The following is a 19143-nucleotide window of genomic DNA, read 5'->3' on the forward strand; positions in this document are numbered from 1 at the left end:
ACGCCGGGGTGGCGGCGGCCTCGCTGGGCCGCCGGCCGGTGACCGCCGCCCGCGAGCAGGCGCTGCGGCACGCCCCCGCGCCCGGACGGGCCGGGGGGACGGTCTTCGGCCTGCCGCCGGACACCCGCGTCTCCCCGGAGTGGGCGGCATGGGCGAACGGTGTGGCCGTGCGAGACCTGGACTTCCACGACACCTACCTGGCCGCCGACTACTCCCACCCGGGCGACAACATCCCCCCGATCCTGGCCGTGGCGCAGCATCTCGGGCTCGGCGGCCGGGACCTGGTGCGCGGCGTCGCCACCGGCTACGAGATCCAGGTGGCGCTGGTGGCCGGGATCTGCCTGCACGCCCACAGGATCGACCACATCGCACACCTCGGCCCGTCCGCCGCCGCCGGGATCGGCACCCTGCTCGACCTGCCCACCGAGACCGTCTACCAGGCCGTCCAGCAGGCCCTGCACACCACCACGACCACCCGTCAGTCCCGCAAGGGCACGATCTCCAGCTGGAAGGCCTACGCTCCCGCCTTCGCCGGCAAGACAGCAGTGGAAGCCGTCGATCGCGCCATGCGCGGTGAGGGCGCCCCGTCCCCTGCCTACGAGGGCGAGGACGGGTTCATCGCCCACCTGCTCGACGGGCCCGACGCCCGCTACGTGGTGTCGCTGCCCGCGGCCGGGGAGCCCAGGCGGGCCATCCTCGACACCTACACCAAGGAGCACTCCGCCGAGTACCAGAGCCAGGCCCTGATCGACCTCGCCCGCCGCCTCGGCCCGCGCGTCGGCGACCTCTCCCGGGTCCGCTCGATCGTCATCCACACCAGCCACCACACCCACCACGTGATCGGCTCCGGCGCCGGCGACCCGGAGAAGTACGACCCGACGGCCACCAGGGAGACCCTCGACCACTCCGTCCCCTACATCTTCGCGGTCGCCCTGCAGGACGGTGACTGGCACCACGAGCGCTCCTACACCCCCGAGCGGGCCGCCCGCCCCGACACCGTCGCCCTCTGGCAGAAGATCAGTACGGTCGAGGACGGGGAGTGGACGCGGCGTTACCACTCCACCGACCCGAAGGAAAAGGCCTTCGGAGGACGGGTCGTCGTCGAGTTCGACGACGGCGCCACGCTCACCGACGAGATCGCCGTTGCCGACGCCCACCCGCTCGGCGCCCGGCCGTTCGGGCGGGCGGAGTACATCGCCAAGTTCCGCCGGCTCGCCGAGGGCGTGATCCCCACCGCCGAGCAGGACCRCTTCCTCGACACCGCCATCCGGCTGCCCGACCTGACACCCGACGAGCTCGCCGGACTCACCCTCACCCCGTCCCCGCCCCTGACCCCCGGCGGGACCGAGGGAATCTTCTGACCCAGGGGGAATCAGCGACCTTCAGGGGGAGTACCGACCGATGCTGCACGCGAGAACACCTGCCCACGTCCGCCGCGCCGCGCTGCGCGCCGCCCTGTGCTCCGGCCGGCTGCTGCGCTTCCCCGGGGCGTTCAACCCCCTGTCCGCCGTCCTCATCACCGAACTCGGCTTCGACGGGATCTACGTCTCCGGCGCGGTGCTCTCCGCGGACCTGGCCCTGCCCGACATCGGGCTGACCACCCTCACCGAGATCGCCGGCCGGGCCGGGCAGATTGCCCGGGTCAGCGACCTGCCCGCCCTGGTCGACGCCGACACCGGTTTCGGCGAGCCCATGAACGTCGCCCGCACCATCCAGATCCTCGAGGACGCGGGCCTGGCCGGCTGCCACATCGAGGACCAGGTCAACCCCAAACGCTGCGGCCACCTCGACGGCAAGACCGTCGTCCCCGTCGAGGAGATGGTCCGCCGTATCCGTGCCGCGGTCACCGCCCGCCGCGACGAGAACTTCCTCATCTGCGCGCGCACCGACGCCCGAGCCGTCGAGGGCCTGAGCGGCGCCGCGGACCGGGCCCGCGCCTACGCCGACGCCGGAGCCGACATGATCTTCCCGGAGGCGATGGCCGACGCCGGGGAGTTCGAGACCGTGCGCAGGGCCGTCGACGTGCCGATCCTGGCGAACATGACCGAGTTCGGCAAAAGCGAACTCCTCACCACCGACACGCTGGAATCCGCCGGTGTGAGCGTGGTCATCTATCCCGTCACCCTCCTGCGTCTGGCGATGGGCGCCGTCGAGGACGGGCTGCGCCGCATTCGCGCCGACGGCACCCAGGCCGGCCTCGTCGACCGGATGCAGACGCGTGCACGCCTCTACGAACTGCTCGACTACCCCGGTTACAACACCTTCGACACGAACATCTTCAACTTCCGGATCTGAGTATCCGGCTCCGGTGAGGTAAGGCCACGACCGGCTGTCGACCACAGCCAGTAACGACTCGGCCGGCAGTCCGCACCACCAGCTGTCGGCGGTCGTCCTCACGCTGCGTCGACTGGCCTGGTCCTCGCCCCGTCACTCGATTCTCCCGGTCGCGGGCAGCCCCCATTGATGATCCGTTCATCGGTGGGAGCTTGGCGCGCCGCGAAGCTTCACGAATCCCGCTCCTGCTCCGGAAGACGTGCGTTCAGTTTGCCCGCACGGCCCGGCGCGGTTGTTCATTCCGGCGGGGGTGCGTCCACACCCGCCGGGTGAACCATGGCCGGGACAAGGTGGGTTTCCCGGCGGCGGCGCGGGACCCGCGTGCGTGGCGGCGGCGCTGGCGTCACTGCTCCCGGAGGCGTCAGCGGCGTATTCCCATTACGCCGCAGGTTGGTGCTGGCCAGTTCAGCGCACGGCTGAGCGCGATCTGCTCGTCGAAACCCCGGGCTATGTCATCGGGCATGTCGACGGGGCGACGGGTCGTCGTGTCCATGTGCACGACGATCAGCTCCAGCGTGTACGCCAGCCGGTCGCGCTCGCGGTCGAGGAGGAACGACATGATGTGCCCGGCCCGCCGGGACCTGTCCAGGAACCGGCTGTRCACCGACAGCTTGTCGCCGAGGCTGAGTTCGCTGAAATAACGCAGATGGTGCTCGGCGGTGAAGACGCCCATCCGCCGCTGTTCGTGGTAGGCGCTGTCGATGCCGATCCGCTCGGCATGCAGTCCCACGGCCTCGGCGCCGAGTATGAGGTAGAAGCGGACGTTCATGTGCCCGTAGAAGTCGATGTACTCGGGTTGGACCGTGGTTTCGATCAACGCGGGCAGTTCGAGGACCTGGGCGAACGTCGGCAGCGGAGTCGTGTGCGCGGCCGGTTGGGCGGCCGGTTGGAGTGTCACCACGCGCTCCTGCCGTGCTGGCATGCCTCCTGGGCGACGAACGTCCACTGGATTTTCACGGCACCGCCGGTGATCAGGTAGGCCGCCACATGGGCCGCCACATGGGCCACCACGTCGTGACAGCGTTGCCGCGGCGGGAGCTCGGCCGCATGTTCGGGGTGGTGCGAATCCGTATCGTCACCTCGACGGCGTTCTTCGCCGCCCTCGACGGTCACCGCTTGCTCATGGATGCCTGCGCCGCCGAAGGGGCGTGGTTGTCGAGCGGCGTGCGGCAGGCTTCCCGCTTCTCGGTGAACGTGACGGGTGACAAGGGCTCCTCCTGTCCTGGGCCGGCGGGTCGGACGGGTGTGCCGGCAGCAGGCCGTCTGGCGGTGGATCGGTCGGTTGGTAATCATACGTTTGTCTGTGCAAACCATGCCAATGGTCGGTCCGATCGCTGGCGGGCTGGCCACCGGCGCCTCGTCCACGATCACGGGCTGGCGGYGGGCCGGCTCCCGTCGCAGGCCCGCCGCCAGCCCGATGCCGGCGCCGGTGTTACGACGCCGACCCGATCGCGGCGTCCGCGGCGGCGATGTCCTTGTGGAACCGCTTGTGGACGTTCAGCTTTTCGCCGGTCGCCTCCGTCTTTCCCCACAGGCCGCTGAGCGGTCCCAGCACGGTCTGTCGCGGCAGCCGCGCGAGCGGGGTGTCTCCCTTCGGCTTGCTCGGGACGAGCTTGCCGGCCCTGAGCACCAGAATGCTCTGGTCGGTGACGATCACGATTCTGTAGTCGATCCAGAAGATGATCAGTGTGGTGAGGAGGAAGAAGTACGGTGTCGGCCCGGTCTGCGCCAGAAAGACGTGTTGCACCTTCTCGCCGGGGGCGAGGTAGGGCTGGGCGCGCTCGGTGAGCTTGTCGCGGAGAGCCATCGGCGGCGATCCTTACTGTCCGTCAAAGATGATCAAATGATAAATCCGGACAGTAGCGTTCTCATCGGACCAATCAAGGTCTCCCCGCGGGCGTAGTTCTTTCGAAGCGACCTTGTTGTCCGGGCGCCCTGCCGTTGCGACAGCTGACACACAGCCGCCATCGTGTCGCCGCGGCGAGATCCTCGGACTCCCGGTGATCCGGATGGCGGGTCGGTCGTGTCGTGGTCGCCCGGTCGGACAGCCGCTACCTCGCCGTCGAGCTCGAGCTGTCGCGGCCGCTCGGACGCGGCTCGCGTTCGGTGAGGTGATGGACCTGACCGATCCGCCCTGACGGCACGATCATCGGCGAGCGCGCAGCGGGCCGGCCAGAGAAGGCGTGGCACTCGACCCCGGGGGCGGTACCGACATCTATGGTCGTCTTCATGGCCGTCGTTTTCGATGGCGAGCTGTGGATATGGGCTGCCCRGCGCGTCGACTTGACGATGAACTGGGCGATGAACACGAACGCGGCGAGCCGGAACACGATGATCCCGTTCCATGCCAGCGGACCCGTCCTGAAAAAGGGCAGCAGAACGGCGGAACGAAGGATGTCGGCGCCCAGATGTTCACGTAGGCCAGCCACCGAGGAAAAACAGGTACCTGGCGCTGGTCGGTGAGGATACCGAACGAGAACGAGAAGTTCTGGGCCATGAACGGAGGCCACGTTATGATCAGGACAATCCAGCTCATGTCGTCGAGGGTATGTGTGATCTCGATCGGGCGTTCGGGCTGGAACGCGGTGGCGGCGAACAGCATGGCGGGCATGAAGAACGTGAAGCAGTCATGCTTTCAGCAGGGTRCAGACGTCGATGTTGCGCTCGAGGCAGGCGCCGGCCTCGTCAAGGCCGAAGACGAACGGCGCGAAGTCGAGGAACCCGACCCAGGTGGCCCCGGCATTGATGTAGGTGAGCCAGTGGTCGGCGACCTGGCGGGCGTTGCCGTGGACGAAACTCCTGCTCTTCATGGCGCGGGAGACCCTGGCCATGACGGCGTCGTTCTCCTCCCTGGTCACCTCGTTGGGCAGCAGGTGCAGCGTGTAGTTGTAGTCGCGTGGACGCGCCAGCTCCACATCTGGCTCCAGCTCCCATTCAGCGTGCGCCATGCGGCCGTAGATCGATGCAAAGGACGTGACGAACTCGCTGTGGTCGATCGCCTTGTCGATCGCGGCCCGGTCCTCGTGGATCAGCGCGATGGCCTCGATGGCGAAGATGAAATCGTCGGGGTCCCGGCCGTACTTCTCCAGCGCGACCTTCATGTCCCTGACGGTCTGTGCGTAGTGCTCGATGTGCGCGAACGCCGCGGGCACGACCGTGAGCCAGCCGTCGGCGTAGCGCGCGGCGATGTCCAGCGCCCTGGGGCCGGCGCCGGCGACGAGCATCCTGGGCCTGTGGGTGCGGGCCCCGCCGATATAGGCGTTCCTGAAGTGCCAGAAGTTGCCCTCGAAGCTGAAGGGTTCGGTCTTCTCCCATAACAGCTGGTAGAGCCGGAAGTGGTCCTCCAGGCGAGCGAGGCCCTCCTTGCGGCTGTAGCCGAAGGGGACCGTGTTCTGCTTCTCTCCCACGCCGACGCACACGACCGAGTTGCCCTGGGACGCGTCCGCGATCGTCATCGCCATGCGCATTATCTCCGCCGGTCCGTTGCGGATGCCGTTCGTCGCTGACACCGAGAGCCCGAGGCTCTCGGTGGCGCCGCCCGCCAGGCCGAGCAGGGTGAACGGGTCGTAGAAGCTGTCGCCGTCGGGCAGGACATTGGCCACGGGGGAGAAACTCTCCCCCCAGGCCACCCGTGGAAGGATCCCGGTCAGGAAGTCCCACGTGAAGACCTGGTCAACTCCGGCCTGCTCGAGACGCTGGGCGTAGGGGATGATGCTCTTGGCGGGYACCCCGCGGACTCCCGGGAACCACACCGCGGTCTGGACGTTCGACACCGTTGTCTCCTTCGTCATTCCAGGGGCAACGCCCATGAGTCCATCGTCAGGGTCTGGGGCGGGCAAGAGTAATCCGCTACTCTCGCTGTGCATGCAGTACGACGCCGTCATGGAGTTACCCTGGCCGTTGACCGGGCGGGCCGCGGAGCTCGACCTCGTCCGGTCGTCCCTGACGTCTCATTCCCCCCGCAGCGTGATGCTCGTGGGGCCAGCGGGAGTCGGCAAGACCCGCCTGGCTCGCGAGGCCCGGCTGCTTGCGAGCAGGGCCGGGCTTTCCAGCGTCTGGGTGACCGCGTCGCACTCGATCGCCCGGACACCCCTCGGGGTGTTCGTACCCCTTCTGCCGGCCCTGGACAGGGAACCCGCTGGCACGGTGCACGACCTGCTCGAACGTTCGGCCCGAGCCCTGGTCAGCCGCGCCCGCGGGCGGGGTGTGGCGCTGTTCGTCGACGACGCGCACATGCTCGACGAAGCCTCGGCGGGTCTGTTGCACCAGCTTGTCGCGAACCACTCGGTTCTCGTCGTGCTCACCGTGCGTGCCGGCGAAGCGGCCCCGGAAGCGGTCACGGCGCTGTGGAAGGACGACCTCGCGCTCCGGTTGGAGCTCTCGCGACTGGACACCAGAGCCATCGACGCGTTGCTCACCGCGGTGCTCGGCCACCAGGTCGACCGCGCTGCCGTCGTCGAGCTCGCCGCGCGCTCCGGCGGCAACGTGCTGTATCTGCGCGAGCTGACCCTGGGCGCACTGGCGGACCGCACCCTGGTCAGGGACGTCGGGGTGTGGCGCCTGAAGGCCCCGCTGGCCCCCTCCGGGCGCATCATGGAACTGGTCGACACACGGCTGCGTGGCCTCGACGACGCGTCGATCGCCCTGCTCGAACTGGCCGCCTACGCGGAGCCCCTCGGCGGCGCCGAGGTGGCGGAGCTCGCCGACCCCGAGCTGATCGACGCGCTGCAGCGACAGGGCCTGCTGGCCAGCGGGTTCGAAGGTCAACGCCTGCAGGTGCGGCTCGCCCACCCGCTCTACGGGGAGGTCCTGCGAGCGCGCACGTCCGCGGTGCGGGTGTCGGCGATGAGCCGGGCGCTGGCAGACAGCGTCGAGCGCACCGGTGCCCGTCGCAAGGGCGATGCACTGCGGATGGGTATCTGGCGCCTTGATGGCGGCGGCGGTCAGCCCGCGCTGATGCTGCGCGCCGCCCGCGACGCACGATGGCACTATGACTTCGCCCTGGCGGAGAGACTGGCGCGCGCCGCTGGGCATGCCGGAGCGGGGTTCGACGCCTGGCTTCTCGCGGGACAGACGCTGGCGCTGCAGGGCCGGCCCCTCGACGCGGAGCGGGAGCTCGCCAGCCTCACCTGTCAGACCCGCGACGACCGCGATCGGGTGCGACTTGCCATCGCCCACATCGACTGTCTGTGGTTCTACCTCGGTCGCATGGACGATGGCCTTCGCGTGGCCCAACTGGCCGAAGCCTCGATCACCGAACAGTCCCTGCGAGACGAGGTGTCGGCCCGACGCGCYGGTCTGCTCCTTGGCAGCCAGGGGCCGGGTGCGGCCGCTGAGGTGGCGGTACCCATGCTCGCCGCCGCCAAAGGGCCGTCACTGGTCTGGTTGGGCCTCGTGGCGTCCTATGGCCTCGGGCGGCTGGGCCGCATCGAAGAGGCCCTCGACGCGGCCGACCGCGGCTACGACGCCGRCATCGTGCTGAGCGAACCGGACGACTGGTACCCCTGGTTCAACCTCTACGCCCGTTGCGAAGCCCTCGCGCACGCGGGCCGCTTCACCGAGGCCGAGGCGCTCGCCAGGCAGGAGCATCAGCGCGGGCTGGAGGAGGGCAGCAGCGAAGCGCGCGCGTGGTTCCTGTGGCACATGTGCCGCACCGCCAGGGACACGGGCAACGTGCAGTCGGCGGGCCGCGACGCCCGGGAAGCCATCGTGCTGCTCCGCCGACTCGGGCGCCTGGGTTTCCAGCACAGTCTCCTCTCCCTGCTCGCCCAGTCCCAGGCACTGTCCGGGGATCATCAGGGCGCACGCGCGACCCTGGCGAGAATCGACGAGCTGGGTGTCCAGCAACCCCGCTGGAGCTGGACGGAGTTCATCAGCGCGCATGCCTGGACCGCCGTCGCCGAGGGCCGGCTGTCCGTCGCGAGAGAGACGTTCGAACGTGCCGCGGAAGCCGGCGAAYGTGTCGGCGACCGCACCGGAGCCTGCGCCGCCCTGCACGACATCGCACGCATCGGTGCGCCCCATGCCGTCGTCGACCGGCTCGTTGCTGTGGCTGCCACCGTGGAGGGCGAACTCACGGGCGCGCGCGTCGCGCACGTCCTCGCCCTGGCCGAGGCAGACCCACCAGGGCTTGCCGAGGTCTCGGACAGGTTCGAGGCCATGGGTGTGTTCCTGCTCGCCGCCGAGGCCGCGGCCGACGCCGCCGTGGCGTGGCGCAGGCTCGGCAAGCCCAGGAAGGCCGACGCCGAGCTGCACCGCGCAGCGATCCGGCTGAGCCGCTGCGAGGGAGCGAGAACTCCTGCCCTGGCCCCGATCAGCGTACGTTCACAGCTCACCCCAGCCGAGCGCGAGACCGCTCTCCTCGCCGCGAACGGGCTCACCAGCAAGGAGATCGCTGAGCAGCTTCGCATCTCCGCCCGGACCGTCGACAWCCGGCTCCAACGCATCTTCCGGAAACTTGGCATCTCACGACGGGCGGAGCTGGCCGCTCTGATGCGGTAGGACCAGCGAAGCCTCACTCTGGATCCACCTGTGCCCTCATGTCATGTTCTCGGCCGTGAGCCGTGAGCCGTGAGCCGTGAGCCGTGAGCCGTGAGCCGTGAGCCGTGCGGTGAAGGTCGCGATCTCTGCGCGGACCGATGGTCGTTCAGCCCGGTGCAGGTAGGTCCGTTTCCGTGTGATCAGGCGGTGGTGCCACCGTAGGACGATGCCGGGGTGACCGGATCGCCTTTGCGCTGACACGTAGCGCAGAAGCCCTGGTCAGGGCCTACGGACGAGATCCGGGCACGGACAGGATTCCAGGATCCCGCGGGCGGACGTGAGAACATCGTCGCCGGAGGAGTCTCACGCAACGAGGCAGGGGATGGATCCGATGCATCGTGAACAGCGGGCGGTCGCCGACCGATTATCGCCCGCGCCGRCCGATCTGCCCCCGGCCGCCTGGCCCCTGATCGGCCGGGACACCGAACTCGACGCGCTGACCCACGCCCTCACCGGTGCGGCCCCGCACAGCGTCATCATCGTCGGCCCCGCCGGCGTCGGTAAGACTCGCCTGGCCCGCGAGGCAATGCTGATCGCCGCTGCGGCCGGCCACGAGGCGCGCTGGGTGACGGCGACGCGCTCCGTGGCGCGGGCTCCGTTCGGGGCCTTCGCACCCCTGTTGGCCGTGCCCGAGCCAAGGGACGGGCTCGGGCCGGCGGACTCGTTCGAGGGACTGCTGCGGCGGACGGCGTACGCCCTCGTCAACCATGGCGGCGTGGGCCGCCTGCTGCTGTTCGTCGACGACGCGCAGTTGCTCGACGAGGCGTCGGCGGGCCTGATCCAGCAGCTCGTGTCGGCGGACGCCGTGCTGGTGGTTGCCACGGTCCGGGCGGAAGAGCCGACGCCCGCGGCGGTGACCTCGCTGTGGAAGGACGACCTTGCGATCCGGCTCCGCCTGAGCGATCTGGCCGACAGCGTCATCGACGACCTGTTGACAGTGGTCCTGGGGGATCAGGTCGACCGTGCCACCGTCGCCGAGCTGACCGCTCGTTGCCAGGGCAACGTGCTGTTTCTCCGGGAGCTCGTGCGCGGCGCGCTGGCGGACGGCACCCTGGTCCGCCACGGTGGGGTGTGGCGGATGACCGGAGCGCCGGCGCCCTCGGACCGGATCGTCGAGTTCGTTGGCGCCCGCCTGGCCGGGCTCTCCCCCGATGCTCGAGCGCTGCTGGAGCTGACGGCCTACGGCGAACCTCTCGGGGGCGCGGAGCTCGACGCGCTGGGCGACGAGCGCCTGGTCGAGAAGCTGGAGCGAGAGGGTCTGCTTGTCAGCGCGTTCGACAGCCGCCGTCTGCAGATTCGTCTTGGCCATCCCATCTACGCAGACGTGCTGCGTGCGCAGACATCGGCCGTGCGGGTCGGCGCGATGGCCCGCGCCCTTGCCACCATCGTCGAGCGGACCGGCTGCCGCCGACGCGACGACCTCCTGCGGATCGGGCTCTGGCGCCTCGATGGCGGCGGTGGACAACCCGATGTGCTACTCGAGGCCGCGCGCGCGGCTCGGTGGCACTACGACTTCCCGCTCGCCGAGCGTCTGGCACGTGCCGCCGTCGAGGCGGGGACCGGCTTCGACGGCCGGTTGCTCGCGGCCCAGACGGCCGCCCTGCAGGGACGGGGGGAGGCGGCCGAGCAGGATCTCGCGGAGCTCGCAGGCTGCGTGGCGAACGACGAGGAGCGTGCGCGCGCGGCGATCGCCCGGATCGACGTCCTGTGGCTCTCGCTCGGCCGGATGCAGGACGGACTGCGCATCGCCGAGGATGCGGAGGCCACCATCGCCGACGTCGGCCTGCGGACGGAGGTCTCGAGTCACCGCGCAGGGCTGGTGCTGGGGAGTGAGGGTCCACGGGCCGCGGTGCGCGTCCTGGAGCCGCTGCTGGCCGAGGCGCGGGGACGGTCGCTCGTGTGGATGGGCGTCGTGGGCGCGTTCAGCCTCGGGCGCCTCGGCCGATTACGCGAGGGTCTGGACCTGGCGGACCGTGCGTATGCGGCCGGTGTCACCCTGACGGAACCTGACGACTGGTACCCGTGGTTCAACCTCCATGGCCGCTGCGAGCTCCTCGTGCAGGCGGGCCGGTTCGTGGATGCCGAGCGGCTGGCTCGCGAGCAGCACCAACGCGGCCTTGACGAGGGCAGTAGCGAGGCGCGGGCCTGGTTCCTCTGGAACTTGTCGCGTACCGTCCGCGATCGCGGCAACGTCCGGACCGCGACCCGCGACGCCCGGGAGGCGGCAACCCTGCTGCATCGGCTCGGGCGGCTGGGGGTCCAGCACACGCTGCTCTCACTCCTGGCCCAGGCACAGGCGCTCGCGGGTGACGCCGCCGCGGCGCGGCGCTCCCTCGCGGCCATCGACGCCCTCGGGATCGAGCAGCCACGGTGGAGCTGGACCGACCACCTCGCGGCCCAAGCGTGGACGGCCGTGGCCGAGGGGCGGATCACTCAGGGCCGCGATCTGCTCGCCCGCGCGACCCAGGTGGGCGAGCAGATCGGCGACCGTACCGGCGCAGCAGCCGCGCTCCACGACATCGGCAGGCTCGGGACGCCGCGCCGGGTCGTGGACCACCTTGTTGCTCTCGCCCGAGAGCTGGAAGGCGACCTTGTCGCGGCGCGGGCCGCGCACGTCGTCGCCCTCGCCGAGGATGATCCACGCGCGCTCGACGCGGTCGCCACGACCTTTGAACACCTCGACGCCGAGCTGCTGGCCGCCGAGGCCGCCGCCGACGCTGCGGTCGCCTGGCGCCGGGCAGGCGACGTCCACCGCGCGGATGCCGGGCTGCACCGAGCGGCAGCGCTCGCGGCGCGCTGCAAGGGCGCCGTCACCCCGGCACTCGCGCCGATCGAGTCGCGGGTGCAGCTGACCGACGCCGAGCGTGAGACCGCGCTGCTGGCCGCGGYGGGACACACCGACCGCGACATCGCGGCCGAGTTGCAGCTGTCCGTGCGGACTGTCGGCAACCGTCTGCAGCGCATATACCACAAGYTCGGCGTGTCCCGGCGGACCGACCTGGCGCGCTTTCTCCGCTGACCGCGCCGACGGGCAACACGCCGCGCGCATCGTCCCGCGTTCGTTCGTGGACGCCTGCTCGTCTGCGCCCAGACAGAGTATGTTCCTACTCTGTTGCGTCCGAAATGGCCGGTGTTAGCTTCCCGGCCATGGTCACCACGGAACACGCGCTCACAAGCGCTTCGGAGGGTGTGGAGCGGCGCATCGAGGAGCTGCGTCGACGTCATCCCGTCGAACCGGCCGTCGATGAGGTCCTCAGCACGAAGCTGCGACGTCGGGGGCACGACGTGCACACCGCCCGCAGCGTGGAGGACATCAGCGAGCGCCTCCACGCCTTTCTTGCCCACCGGCTGGACGGCCCCTTCACCATCAGCGGYCTTGCCCGACTGCCGGGCGGCGCGTCGAAGGAGCAGTTCGGCTTCGACCTCGAGTGGACGGAGAACGGCGAACCGCGCCGCGACCGGATGGTGCTGCGGATGAACCCGCCTGCGTCCGTCGTGGAGACGCACCGCGTTCGCGAGTTCCAGCTCCTGCGGGCTTTGGAGGGCGTCCTGCCCGTGCCGCGCGCCTACTGGGTGACCCAGGACCACGCCGAGCTGGGCGAGCCCGCGATGGTCTGCGGCTTCGCCCGTGGTGTCGCCGCGCCGACAAAGGGTGAGCACAGGGCGTCCGGGCTCGRCACGGTCTACGGGCCGAAGCTGCGGGCCAAGCTCGCCCCCCAGTTCGTCGCCCACCTGGCCACGCTGCACGCCCTGGATCCGTCGACCGTCGCTCTGGACGCATTCGGGGTGCCGGCGGCCGGCACGACGCAGGGGGTCGACTGGCGGCTCGGGATGTGGGACAGGGTGTGGGAGGAGGACTCCTTCGAGCCGCACCCGACGGTCACACTGACCCGCCAGTGGTTGTGKGACAACCGCCCGCCGATCGACCGGATCTCGATTGTGCACGGCGACTACCGCAACGGGAACTTCCTGTTCGACGAGGACACGGGCGAGATCACGGCGATCCTCGACTGGGAACTCAGCCACCTCGGCGATCGGCACCACGACTTGGCGTACGCGATGCTCGGCGRCTGGGGCCACCTGGATGACGAAGGCCGTTTTCTCTGTAGCGGCCTTGTCGACACGGAGACCTTTATCGCGGAGTACGAACGCATCTCGGGCCTCTCCGTGGATCCGGAACGGCTGCGCTACTACACCGTGCTGAACATGTACTGGGTGGTGGTAGCCACCAGCGCATCAGGTATCCGGATCACCGAGGACCGCATGACGCACCTCGACGTGATGATGAATTTCCTCAGCGGCCTCGGTGCGTCGTCCATGGCCGAGCTCAACCGTGTTCTCGAAGGAGCCTGAACCATGGTCCCTACCATCTCACAGCAGTTACGGGGCATCCGTTCGGCCATGGTCAAGTCGATTGTTCCGGCGCTGYCCGCCGACGACAGTTTCGTCCAGGAGCAGGCCGGTCTTGTCCTGGCGACCCTGGAGTGGGTGCTCGACGTCCAGGAGTCCGAGACCCTCTACGAGGCGACCGAACGCGATGAGTACCGCGAACTGCTCGACCGTCTCTCGGCCCTGTCGTCCGTCCCCACCACCGACGCGYACGCCGTCCCGGCCCCCGACCCCTCGGCGATCCCCGACCTCGCGCTCCTGCGGGCGGAGGCCCGGGCGCTGAAGGTGGCGGTCGACGCCCGTGTCACGGCGATCGCCGCCGACGGCAGCGCTGAGGACCGCGCCGCGGCTCGCGAGCTGCTGGTGGGCGTCGCCGCCCGCCAGAGCGCGCGCGAGCAGGCGTGGTTCCGGATGACCGGGTTTCCGAGCGAGGTCCCCGGCGACATCCGCTCCGTGCTGACCGGGAACGCCACGACGCCGGTGCGGGACGCGGAGTGAGCGGGCACACGCGAGAGAGGATCGCGCGAGAGAAGACAAGGAGCGGCGAGATCACCCCGGAGCACGGCACGGCGGGCGGCGGCTTACCGGAGCCGATCGACGAGCTCGGGATCTACCTGCTACCGGGCCGGGTGAAGGACCCGGCCCGGGCGATCACGGAGGCGATCGACGCGGAGCGCCTCGGCCTCACCTCGGCGTGGATCGCCGAGCGGCTGGACATGAAGGAACTCGGAGTGCTCTGCGGCGCGGTCGCCGCGAGCACGCAGCGGATCCGCCTGGGCATGGGCTCGATCGCCGCGGGGAGCAGACATCCGCTGATGACCGCCGCCGCGGGTTCCACGATGCAGGAGACGTTCGGTGACCGGCTGCTGCTCGGGCTTGCCCGCGGCCTCGGATCGGTCCTCGGCGACCATGGCATGCCTGTTCCGAAAATGGCCGCGTTCGAGGACTACGCGTCGATCCTGCTGCGCCTGTGGGACGGCGAGACCATCGACTACGACGGTCCGCTGGGACGGTTCCCGAACCTGCGCATGGTTGATCCACCGACGGCACCCCGGCCGCGGCTCCTCCTGAGCGCGTGGTCCCCCCTGCCGAAGGCGACGGCGCTCGCGGCCCGGTTGTTCGACGGTGTCTTCCTTGGCTCGGAGCTGACAGTCGAGGCCGTCRCCGCTGTGTCACGGCGCCTGGACGAGGCGTGTGAGCGGATCGGGCGCGACCCGCGGTCACTGAAGCTCTACGCGATCGTCATCACCGCTCCCGATCTGTCGCCGGAGGAAGAGCTGGCAGTCGTCAACGCACGGATGATTACTCACCTGGACTTCGGCGGGGTCGGCGAACTCATCATGCGTGAGAACGGGTGGGATCCCGAGCCGTTGCGCCGTTTGCTGCGGCAGGAGAAGCTGGATGGCGGCGGCACGGCCGATCAGAAATTCCACCGGAGCGAACTGCTGGAGCTCGGTACGCAGCTGCCGCGGGAGTGGGTGGAGACCGGGTGTGTCGTTGGGTCCGCCGCGCACTGCGCGGTGCGTCTGCGGGAGTATCTCGACGCCGGGGTGGACCACATCGTGCTGCACGGCAGCGGACCGAAGCAGCTTGAGGGGCTCGTGCGGGCGTGGCACGAGACGTCCGTATCCGGGACTCCGTAACAGAACTTGTTCGTTCTGCCGGAGCGCCGGCACGGTTACCTCACTTTGTCACTTCTGGTCGGCGACAGCCCCTCCACGCTCCCGTCTGCCGACTGTCGGCGCCGGTGTTACGACGCCGACCCGATCGCGGCGTCCGCGGCGGYGATGTCCTTGTGGAACCGCTTGTGGACGTTCAGCTTTTCGCCGGTCGCCTCCGTCTTTCCCCACAGGCCGCTGAGCGGTCCCAGCACGGTCTGTCGCGGCAGCCGCGCGAGCGGGGTGTCTCCCTTCGGCTTGCTCGGGACGAGCTTGCCGGCCCTGAGCACCAGAATGCTCTGGTCGGTGACGATCACGATTCTGTAGTCGATCCAGAAGATGATCAGTGTGGTGAGGAGGAAGAAGTACGGTGTCGGCCCGGTCTGCGCCAGAAAGACGTGTTGCACCTTCTCGCCGGGGGCGAGGTAGGGCTGGGCGCGCTCGGTGAGCTTGTCGCGGAGAGCCATCGGCGGCGATCCTTACTGTCCGTCAAAGATGATCAAATGATAAATCCGGACAATAGCGTTCTCATCGGACCAATCAAGGTCTCCCCGCGGGCGTAGTTTCTTCGCGGTGTCCTTGTTGTCCGGGCTGCCCTGCCGTTGCGACAGCTGACACACGGCGCCATTGTGTCGCCGCGACAACATGGTGTTGCTGCGGCAGGCGTGCACGCGCTGCCAGCATTCCTTGGCTGCCAGCTCRCGGACGAGCGGCTATTGATCTGCCGGATGATGGGTTCAGAGTGTGCTGATGTCCTGCCCGCGCAGGGTGCGTAGCCGGTGGGCCAGCTCGTTCGCTCTGGTCATCTGGTATCGACGCGGTCAGGCCAGGAGATCGTGATTCGGGCGCGTCGCTTGTTGAGGACGAGGGCGCCGGCGGGTAGCTGTTCGTCGGGGGTGYCCGCGGGGTAGGCGGTGATGCGGGCGTTCAGGCTGGTACCGTCCCAGGACCGGACGTGGCTGACCATCCGCTGTGCGATCCTCTCGGCGTCGGGGCCGTGTCCGTAGGCGCCGAACTCGAACCGCTCGCGTGCCGTGCTGGTGGCGCGGAAGGTCAGGTAGGCGAAGCTGGCACCGTCGAGGGCTGTCGGGATACCGAGACCCCAGGAGTGGGCGACCAGGCCACGTTTCCTGGCTTCTTTCGTCGCGGCCAGCAGGCCGAAGTCCGGCAGGGCCATGGACAGCCACAGGTGCAGGCCGTCGAACCTCGTGTTCTTGCCGACCGTCGTCCCGGACCATGCCTCTGCTCGTGGTGTGGTCAGGGCGGCCCGTAGCCCGTCGGCGTCGGCCTGCTGGTCGTCGTCGAGACGCAGGCGTATGTCCTCGCCGTGCAGCGAAACCAGCCGTTCCCGGCGTTCTCCGATGCCCTGCATGGGCACGAAGCCGCACAGCTCGTAGCCCCGGTCCGCCAGGTGGCCGTTCTCCCGCTCGAACACGATCGACCGGGTCAGTCCACGCATCCGCAGCGGGACGACGAGGCGGCCGCCCTCGGCGAGCTGCTCGCTCCACGCCGGAGGGAGATCCCAGGCGCCGACCGYGACGATGATCCGGTCGAACGGTGCGAGGTCGGTGACGCCGAACTCCCCGTCCGCGCACCGCACGGTCACGTCCGGATAGCCCGCGGCGGTCAGGCTCTGGCGGGCGCGGGCGACGACGTCCGGATCGATGTCGACCGAGACGACCTGGCCGGTGTCGCCGACCAGCTCCTGGAGCAGGGACGCGTTGTAGCCGCCAGAGCCGATCTCGAGTATCCGATGGCCGGGTTTCACCTGAAGCTGGTCGAGCATCGCCGCGATCACGGTCGGGGCGGACACGGAACTGATCGATACGCCGGTCTCGTCCCGTTTCAGGACGATCGCGTCCAGCGTGTAGGCCCGTTCCAGCGGCACTCCGGGCAGGAACAGGTGACGAGGCACCACCCGCAGCGCCGCCCGCACCTCGGCCGACACCGGCATGTCCAGCTCGGCAAGGCTGGTGATGACCTTCTTCGCCATCTCGGCCAGCAACACGGCAGGGTCCGAGGATGCGGCGGTGGGCTCCTCCTCCGGCAGCGGTTGCGTAGCCAATGATCACTCCTGGTGTGGCGGGACGCGGCTTGCCCTGGCCTGTCGGCGACGGCGCGGCGCGCCCAGGAAGCGGGAGGCTACCGACGTAACAAGGATGACCCAGTGTGACCGTACATGTCATTCCCTACTCGGCCCTGCGGGTGACACTGAATTTATGGTCGTCATTTATGGTCGTCGTTTTCGATGGTGAGCTGTGGGTGTGGGATGCCCGGCGCGCCGACAGATGGACGTTCGTCAGCCTGCCCGTCGAGGTGTCCGAGGAGATCCGTGACCTGGCTGGCGGGCTGCGTCGTGGCTTCGGGTCGCTGCGGGTGCGGGTCACGGTCGGTGGCAGCACATGGACGACCTCGATCTTCCCTGACCGCACTCGTGGCAGCTATGCGCTGCCTGTCAAGCGCGCCGTCCGCAAGGCCGAAGCCCTGGCCGCGGGTGACATCGCGACCGTGACCGTCGAGCTCCTCGACTTCTGACGACCGGCAGCCGGCCACCACCGGCGTGCGTCAGCGGTGGGGTCGGTCGGCTGTGAGGACGGCGAGGTCGTGGTGCTGCCAGGTGACGGTGGTTGCGAGGCCGGCCTGGTGGAGCCATGTGAGCTGGTCGGATAGCCGGCTGGGCCTGTCGTGGGCGCTGTTGACGGGGGTGACGGCGTCCTGGGGGTCGTCGGGCAGGATCACGTCCGCGAGCACGAACCGGCCGCCCGGCGTCAGGGCGGCGGCGACCCGGCGGAACAGGTCCGCCTTGCCCGCCGCGTCCAGGTGGTGCACGGCCAGCGCGGAGATCACCAGGTTGAACGGTCCGGCCGGTAGCGGGTCTTCGAGTCTGCCGACGCGAAGGTCCGCGTGGGGGAGACGGGGCCGGGCGCGGTCGAGCATCGCAGGGCTTTCGTCGAGTGCCACGAGGGCGGCGGTGGGATGGGCGGCGAGCACGCGTCGGCTGGTCTCGCCGGTGCCCGCCCCGAGATCGAGCACCCAGATCGCGCGCATGCCGGCCGTTGCCGCCGCCACCTCGTCCTGGAGTCGCTCGTAGCAGGGCACCTCGGCGAGGACCATGGCCAGGTAGGTCTGCGGGTCGAAGTGGAACTGCTCCATCCGTCTTCTTCTACGGGATGCCGGTGGAAAGCGACACCGGTTTTTCCGCTGGCGAGTGCGGACACTGGGACACGATGCGTGGCCCTCTTCACCAGTGGACGGATCACCTGTGGACGGATCATCTGCGATCACGTCTGGCCGGACGGGCCCCGCCAACACTCCGCCAGCAAACAGCCCCCGTTCAGCCGAGGGGATTCACGCCACGGGCTACGTGCGAGAGATCGGTGATCTCGGCCCAGCGTTTGGCGACGATCTCCATTGTGGGCGGCTCGTCGAAACGCACTCCGGAGTTCTGGAACAGCGCCACGCGCCGCACGAGACCGCCGCCGACGACGAACACCGCACCGGAGTCGGTGAGCTCTTCGGTCAGCAGGTGGCCCACCACCGGCGCGACCTGGGCAGCCGGGAGCGTGTCGAGAACTTCCGGGGGAGCGATGTCCGCGGTCATGCGGGTCGCGGCCAGTGGAGCGACGGCGTTCGCTCGGATGCCGTAGCGTTCCCCCTCGATTGCCAGGGTGTTGACAAGGCCGACGAGGCCGAGTTTCGCGGCGGCATAGTTCGCCTGGCCGAAGTTCCCGTAGAGCCCGCTCGTCGACGTCGCCACGACGACGCGACCGAAATTCTGCTCGCGGAAGTACGGCCACGCCGCGCGGATCACGTGGAACCCGCCGTAGAGATGGACCTTGATCACCGCGTCCCAGTCTTCGGGCGTTGTCCTGGCGAAGCTACTGTCACGCAGGATTCCCGCGTTGCTGACGATGCCGTGCACCGCTCCGAACGTCTCGACGGCCGTGCGCACGATCGCCTCGGCTCCCACCTGTGTCGCGACGCTGTCGTAGCTGGCGACCGCCTCTCCGCCGGCCGCGCGGATCTCCGCCACCACGCCGTCGGCCATCGCCGAGCCGCCGCCCGAACCGTCACGCGCACCGCCGAGGTCGTTGACGACGACCCTCGCGCCCTCGCGGGCGAGCAGGAGCGCGTACTCGCGCCCGAGCCCTCCGCCCGCTCCGGTGATGACGATGGCACGCCCTTCGACACCTGACATGAGAGCCCCTCCAGACCCGCGCTC

The 19143-nt window shown here is 69.4% G+C and carries 17 protein-coding genes; 8 read left to right on the top strand and 9 right to left on the bottom strand.

All coding sequences use genetic code 11. The annotated features are described in order from the left end of the window. Together BL254_RS12915 and prpB are read left to right on the top strand one after the other, a co-directional pair. A partial coding sequence (locus tag BL254_RS12915; protein WP_076843426.1) for an MmgE/PrpD family protein occupies nt 1-1361 on the top strand: 1361 nt, incomplete at its 5' end. A gap of 40 nt (nt 1362-1401) precedes the next feature. Beyond that, nucleotides 1402-2295, top strand: a complete 894-nt coding sequence (gene prpB / locus BL254_RS12920) for a methylisocitrate lyase (protein ID WP_076843427.1) — start codon at nt 1402-1404, stop codon at nt 2293-2295. 400 nt (nt 2296-2695) lie between these two features. On the opposite strand, the gene BL254_RS12925 is transcribed toward prpB, so the two are convergent. From BL254_RS12925 to BL254_RS12945, 5 genes are all read right to left on the bottom strand, one after another. Further along, nucleotides 2696-3232 (bottom strand): thioesterase family protein, encoded by a 537-nt coding sequence (locus BL254_RS12925; RefSeq protein ID WP_083731059.1) that lies wholly within the window; start codon nt 3230-3232, stop codon nt 2696-2698. After that, a complete protein-coding gene (locus BL254_RS12930) occupies nt 3229-3447 on the bottom strand; it encodes a hypothetical protein (RefSeq protein ID WP_047225335.1) in 219 nt (72 codons plus the stop codon). Before BL254_RS12930 ends, BL254_RS12925 begins: the two co-directional genes overlap by 4 nt. 319 nt (nt 3448-3766) lie before the next feature. Continuing rightward, nucleotides 3767-4141, bottom strand: a complete 375-nt coding sequence (locus BL254_RS12935) for a hypothetical protein (protein ID WP_047224005.1) — start codon at nt 4139-4141, stop codon at nt 3767-3769. A 244-nt stretch (nt 4142-4385) separates the two neighbouring features. Beyond that, nucleotides 4386-4664 carry a hypothetical protein gene (locus BL254_RS12940; protein WP_139342289.1) on the bottom strand — a complete coding sequence of 93 codons (279 nt, stop codon included), beginning with the start codon at nt 4662-4664 and terminating at the stop codon, nt 4386-4388. A gap of 297 nt (nt 4665-4961) precedes the next feature. Beyond that, nucleotides 4962-6107, bottom strand: a complete 1146-nt coding sequence (locus BL254_RS12945; RefSeq protein ID WP_157180541.1) for an LLM class flavin-dependent oxidoreductase — start codon at nt 6105-6107, stop codon at nt 4962-4964. A 109-nt stretch (nt 6108-6216) separates the two neighbouring features. Between BL254_RS12945 and BL254_RS12950 the strand changes: the two genes are divergently transcribed. The 5 genes from BL254_RS12950 (at nt 6217) to BL254_RS12970 (ending at nt 14906) form a co-directional block, all read left to right on the top strand. Then, on the top strand, nt 6217-8835 hold the full coding sequence (locus BL254_RS12950) for an AAA family ATPase (protein WP_254858079.1): 2619 nt from the start codon (nt 6217-6219) through the stop codon (nt 8833-8835). Between the two features lie 370 nt (nt 8836-9205). Beyond that, nucleotides 9206-11893, top strand: a complete 2688-nt coding sequence (locus tag BL254_RS12955; RefSeq protein WP_254858081.1) for an AAA family ATPase — start codon at nt 9206-9208, stop codon at nt 11891-11893. A 128-nt stretch (nt 11894-12021) separates the two neighbouring features. Continuing rightward, complete coding sequence (locus BL254_RS12960) at nt 12022-13227, top strand: phosphotransferase family protein (RefSeq protein WP_076843432.1); 1206 nt, start codon at nt 12022-12024, stop codon at nt 13225-13227. Nucleotides 13228-13230: 3 nt separating this feature from the next. Further along, nucleotides 13231-13761, top strand: coding sequence for a hypothetical protein (locus BL254_RS25995; RefSeq protein WP_076843433.1), 531 nt, complete (start codon nt 13231-13233; stop codon nt 13759-13761). After that, nucleotides 13758-14906: a TIGR03857 family LLM class F420-dependent oxidoreductase gene (locus BL254_RS12970; protein ID WP_175648369.1), complete on the top strand. Its 1149-nt coding sequence runs from the start codon at nt 13758-13760 to the stop codon at nt 14904-14906. Before BL254_RS25995 ends, BL254_RS12970 begins: the two co-directional genes overlap by 4 nt. Nucleotides 14907-15013: 107 nt before the next feature. Here the strand turns inward: BL254_RS12970 and BL254_RS12975 are convergent, their stop codons facing one another. Both BL254_RS12975 and fxlM read right to left on the bottom strand, forming a co-directional pair. Then, nucleotides 15014-15388, bottom strand: a complete 375-nt coding sequence (locus tag BL254_RS12975; RefSeq protein ID WP_076843434.1) for a hypothetical protein — start codon at nt 15386-15388, stop codon at nt 15014-15016. Between the two features lie 335 nt (nt 15389-15723). Next, nucleotides 15724-16986, bottom strand: a complete 1263-nt coding sequence (gene fxlM / locus BL254_RS12980; RefSeq protein ID WP_254858083.1) for a methyltransferase, FxLD system — start codon at nt 16984-16986, stop codon at nt 15724-15726. Nucleotides 16987-17153: 167 nt separating this feature from the next. Here fxlM and BL254_RS12985 point away from each other — a divergent pair, with 167 nt between their 5' ends. Next, complete coding sequence (locus BL254_RS12985; RefSeq protein WP_047224004.1) at nt 17154-17456, top strand: DUF1905 domain-containing protein; 303 nt, start codon at nt 17154-17156, stop codon at nt 17454-17456. A gap of 30 nt (nt 17457-17486) precedes the next feature. Here BL254_RS12985 and BL254_RS12990 read toward each other — a convergent pair whose 3' ends face one another. Together BL254_RS12990 and BL254_RS12995 are read right to left on the bottom strand one after the other, a co-directional pair. Then, complete coding sequence (locus tag BL254_RS12990; RefSeq protein WP_047224003.1) at nt 17487-18074, bottom strand: trans-aconitate 2-methyltransferase; 588 nt, start codon at nt 18072-18074, stop codon at nt 17487-17489. Between the two features lie 181 nt (nt 18075-18255). Next, nucleotides 18256-19119: an SDR family NAD(P)-dependent oxidoreductase gene (locus BL254_RS12995; protein ID WP_047224002.1), complete on the bottom strand. Its 864-nt coding sequence runs from the start codon at nt 19117-19119 to the stop codon at nt 18256-18258. Nucleotides 19120-19143: the final 24 nt, after the last annotated feature.

Source organism: Protofrankia sp. BMG5.30 (assembly GCF_001983005.1).
Classification (GTDB): domain Bacteria; phylum Actinomycetota; class Actinomycetes; order Frankiales; family Frankiaceae; genus Protofrankia; species Protofrankia coriariae.

What these genes read in the sequence shown, in the direction of transcription:
- prpB (WP_076843427.1), top strand. Translation starts at nt 1,402, where the DNA reads ATGCTGCACGCGAGAACACCTGCCCACGTCCGCCGCGCCGCGCTGCGC.
- BL254_RS12935 (WP_047224005.1), bottom strand. Translation starts at nt 4,141, where the DNA reads ATGGCTCTCCGCGACAAGCTCACCGAGCGCGCCCAGCCCTACCTCGCC.
- BL254_RS12985 (WP_047224004.1), top strand. Translation starts at nt 17,154, where the DNA reads ATGGTCGTCGTTTTCGATGGTGAGCTGTGGGTGTGGGATGCCCGGCGC.
- BL254_RS12990 (WP_047224003.1), bottom strand. Translation starts at nt 18,074, where the DNA reads ATGGAGCAGTTCCACTTCGACCCGCAGACCTACCTGGCCATGGTCCTC.
- BL254_RS12995 (WP_047224002.1), bottom strand. Translation starts at nt 19,119, where the DNA reads ATGTCAGGTGTCGAAGGGCGTGCCATCGTCATCACCGGAGCGGGCGGA.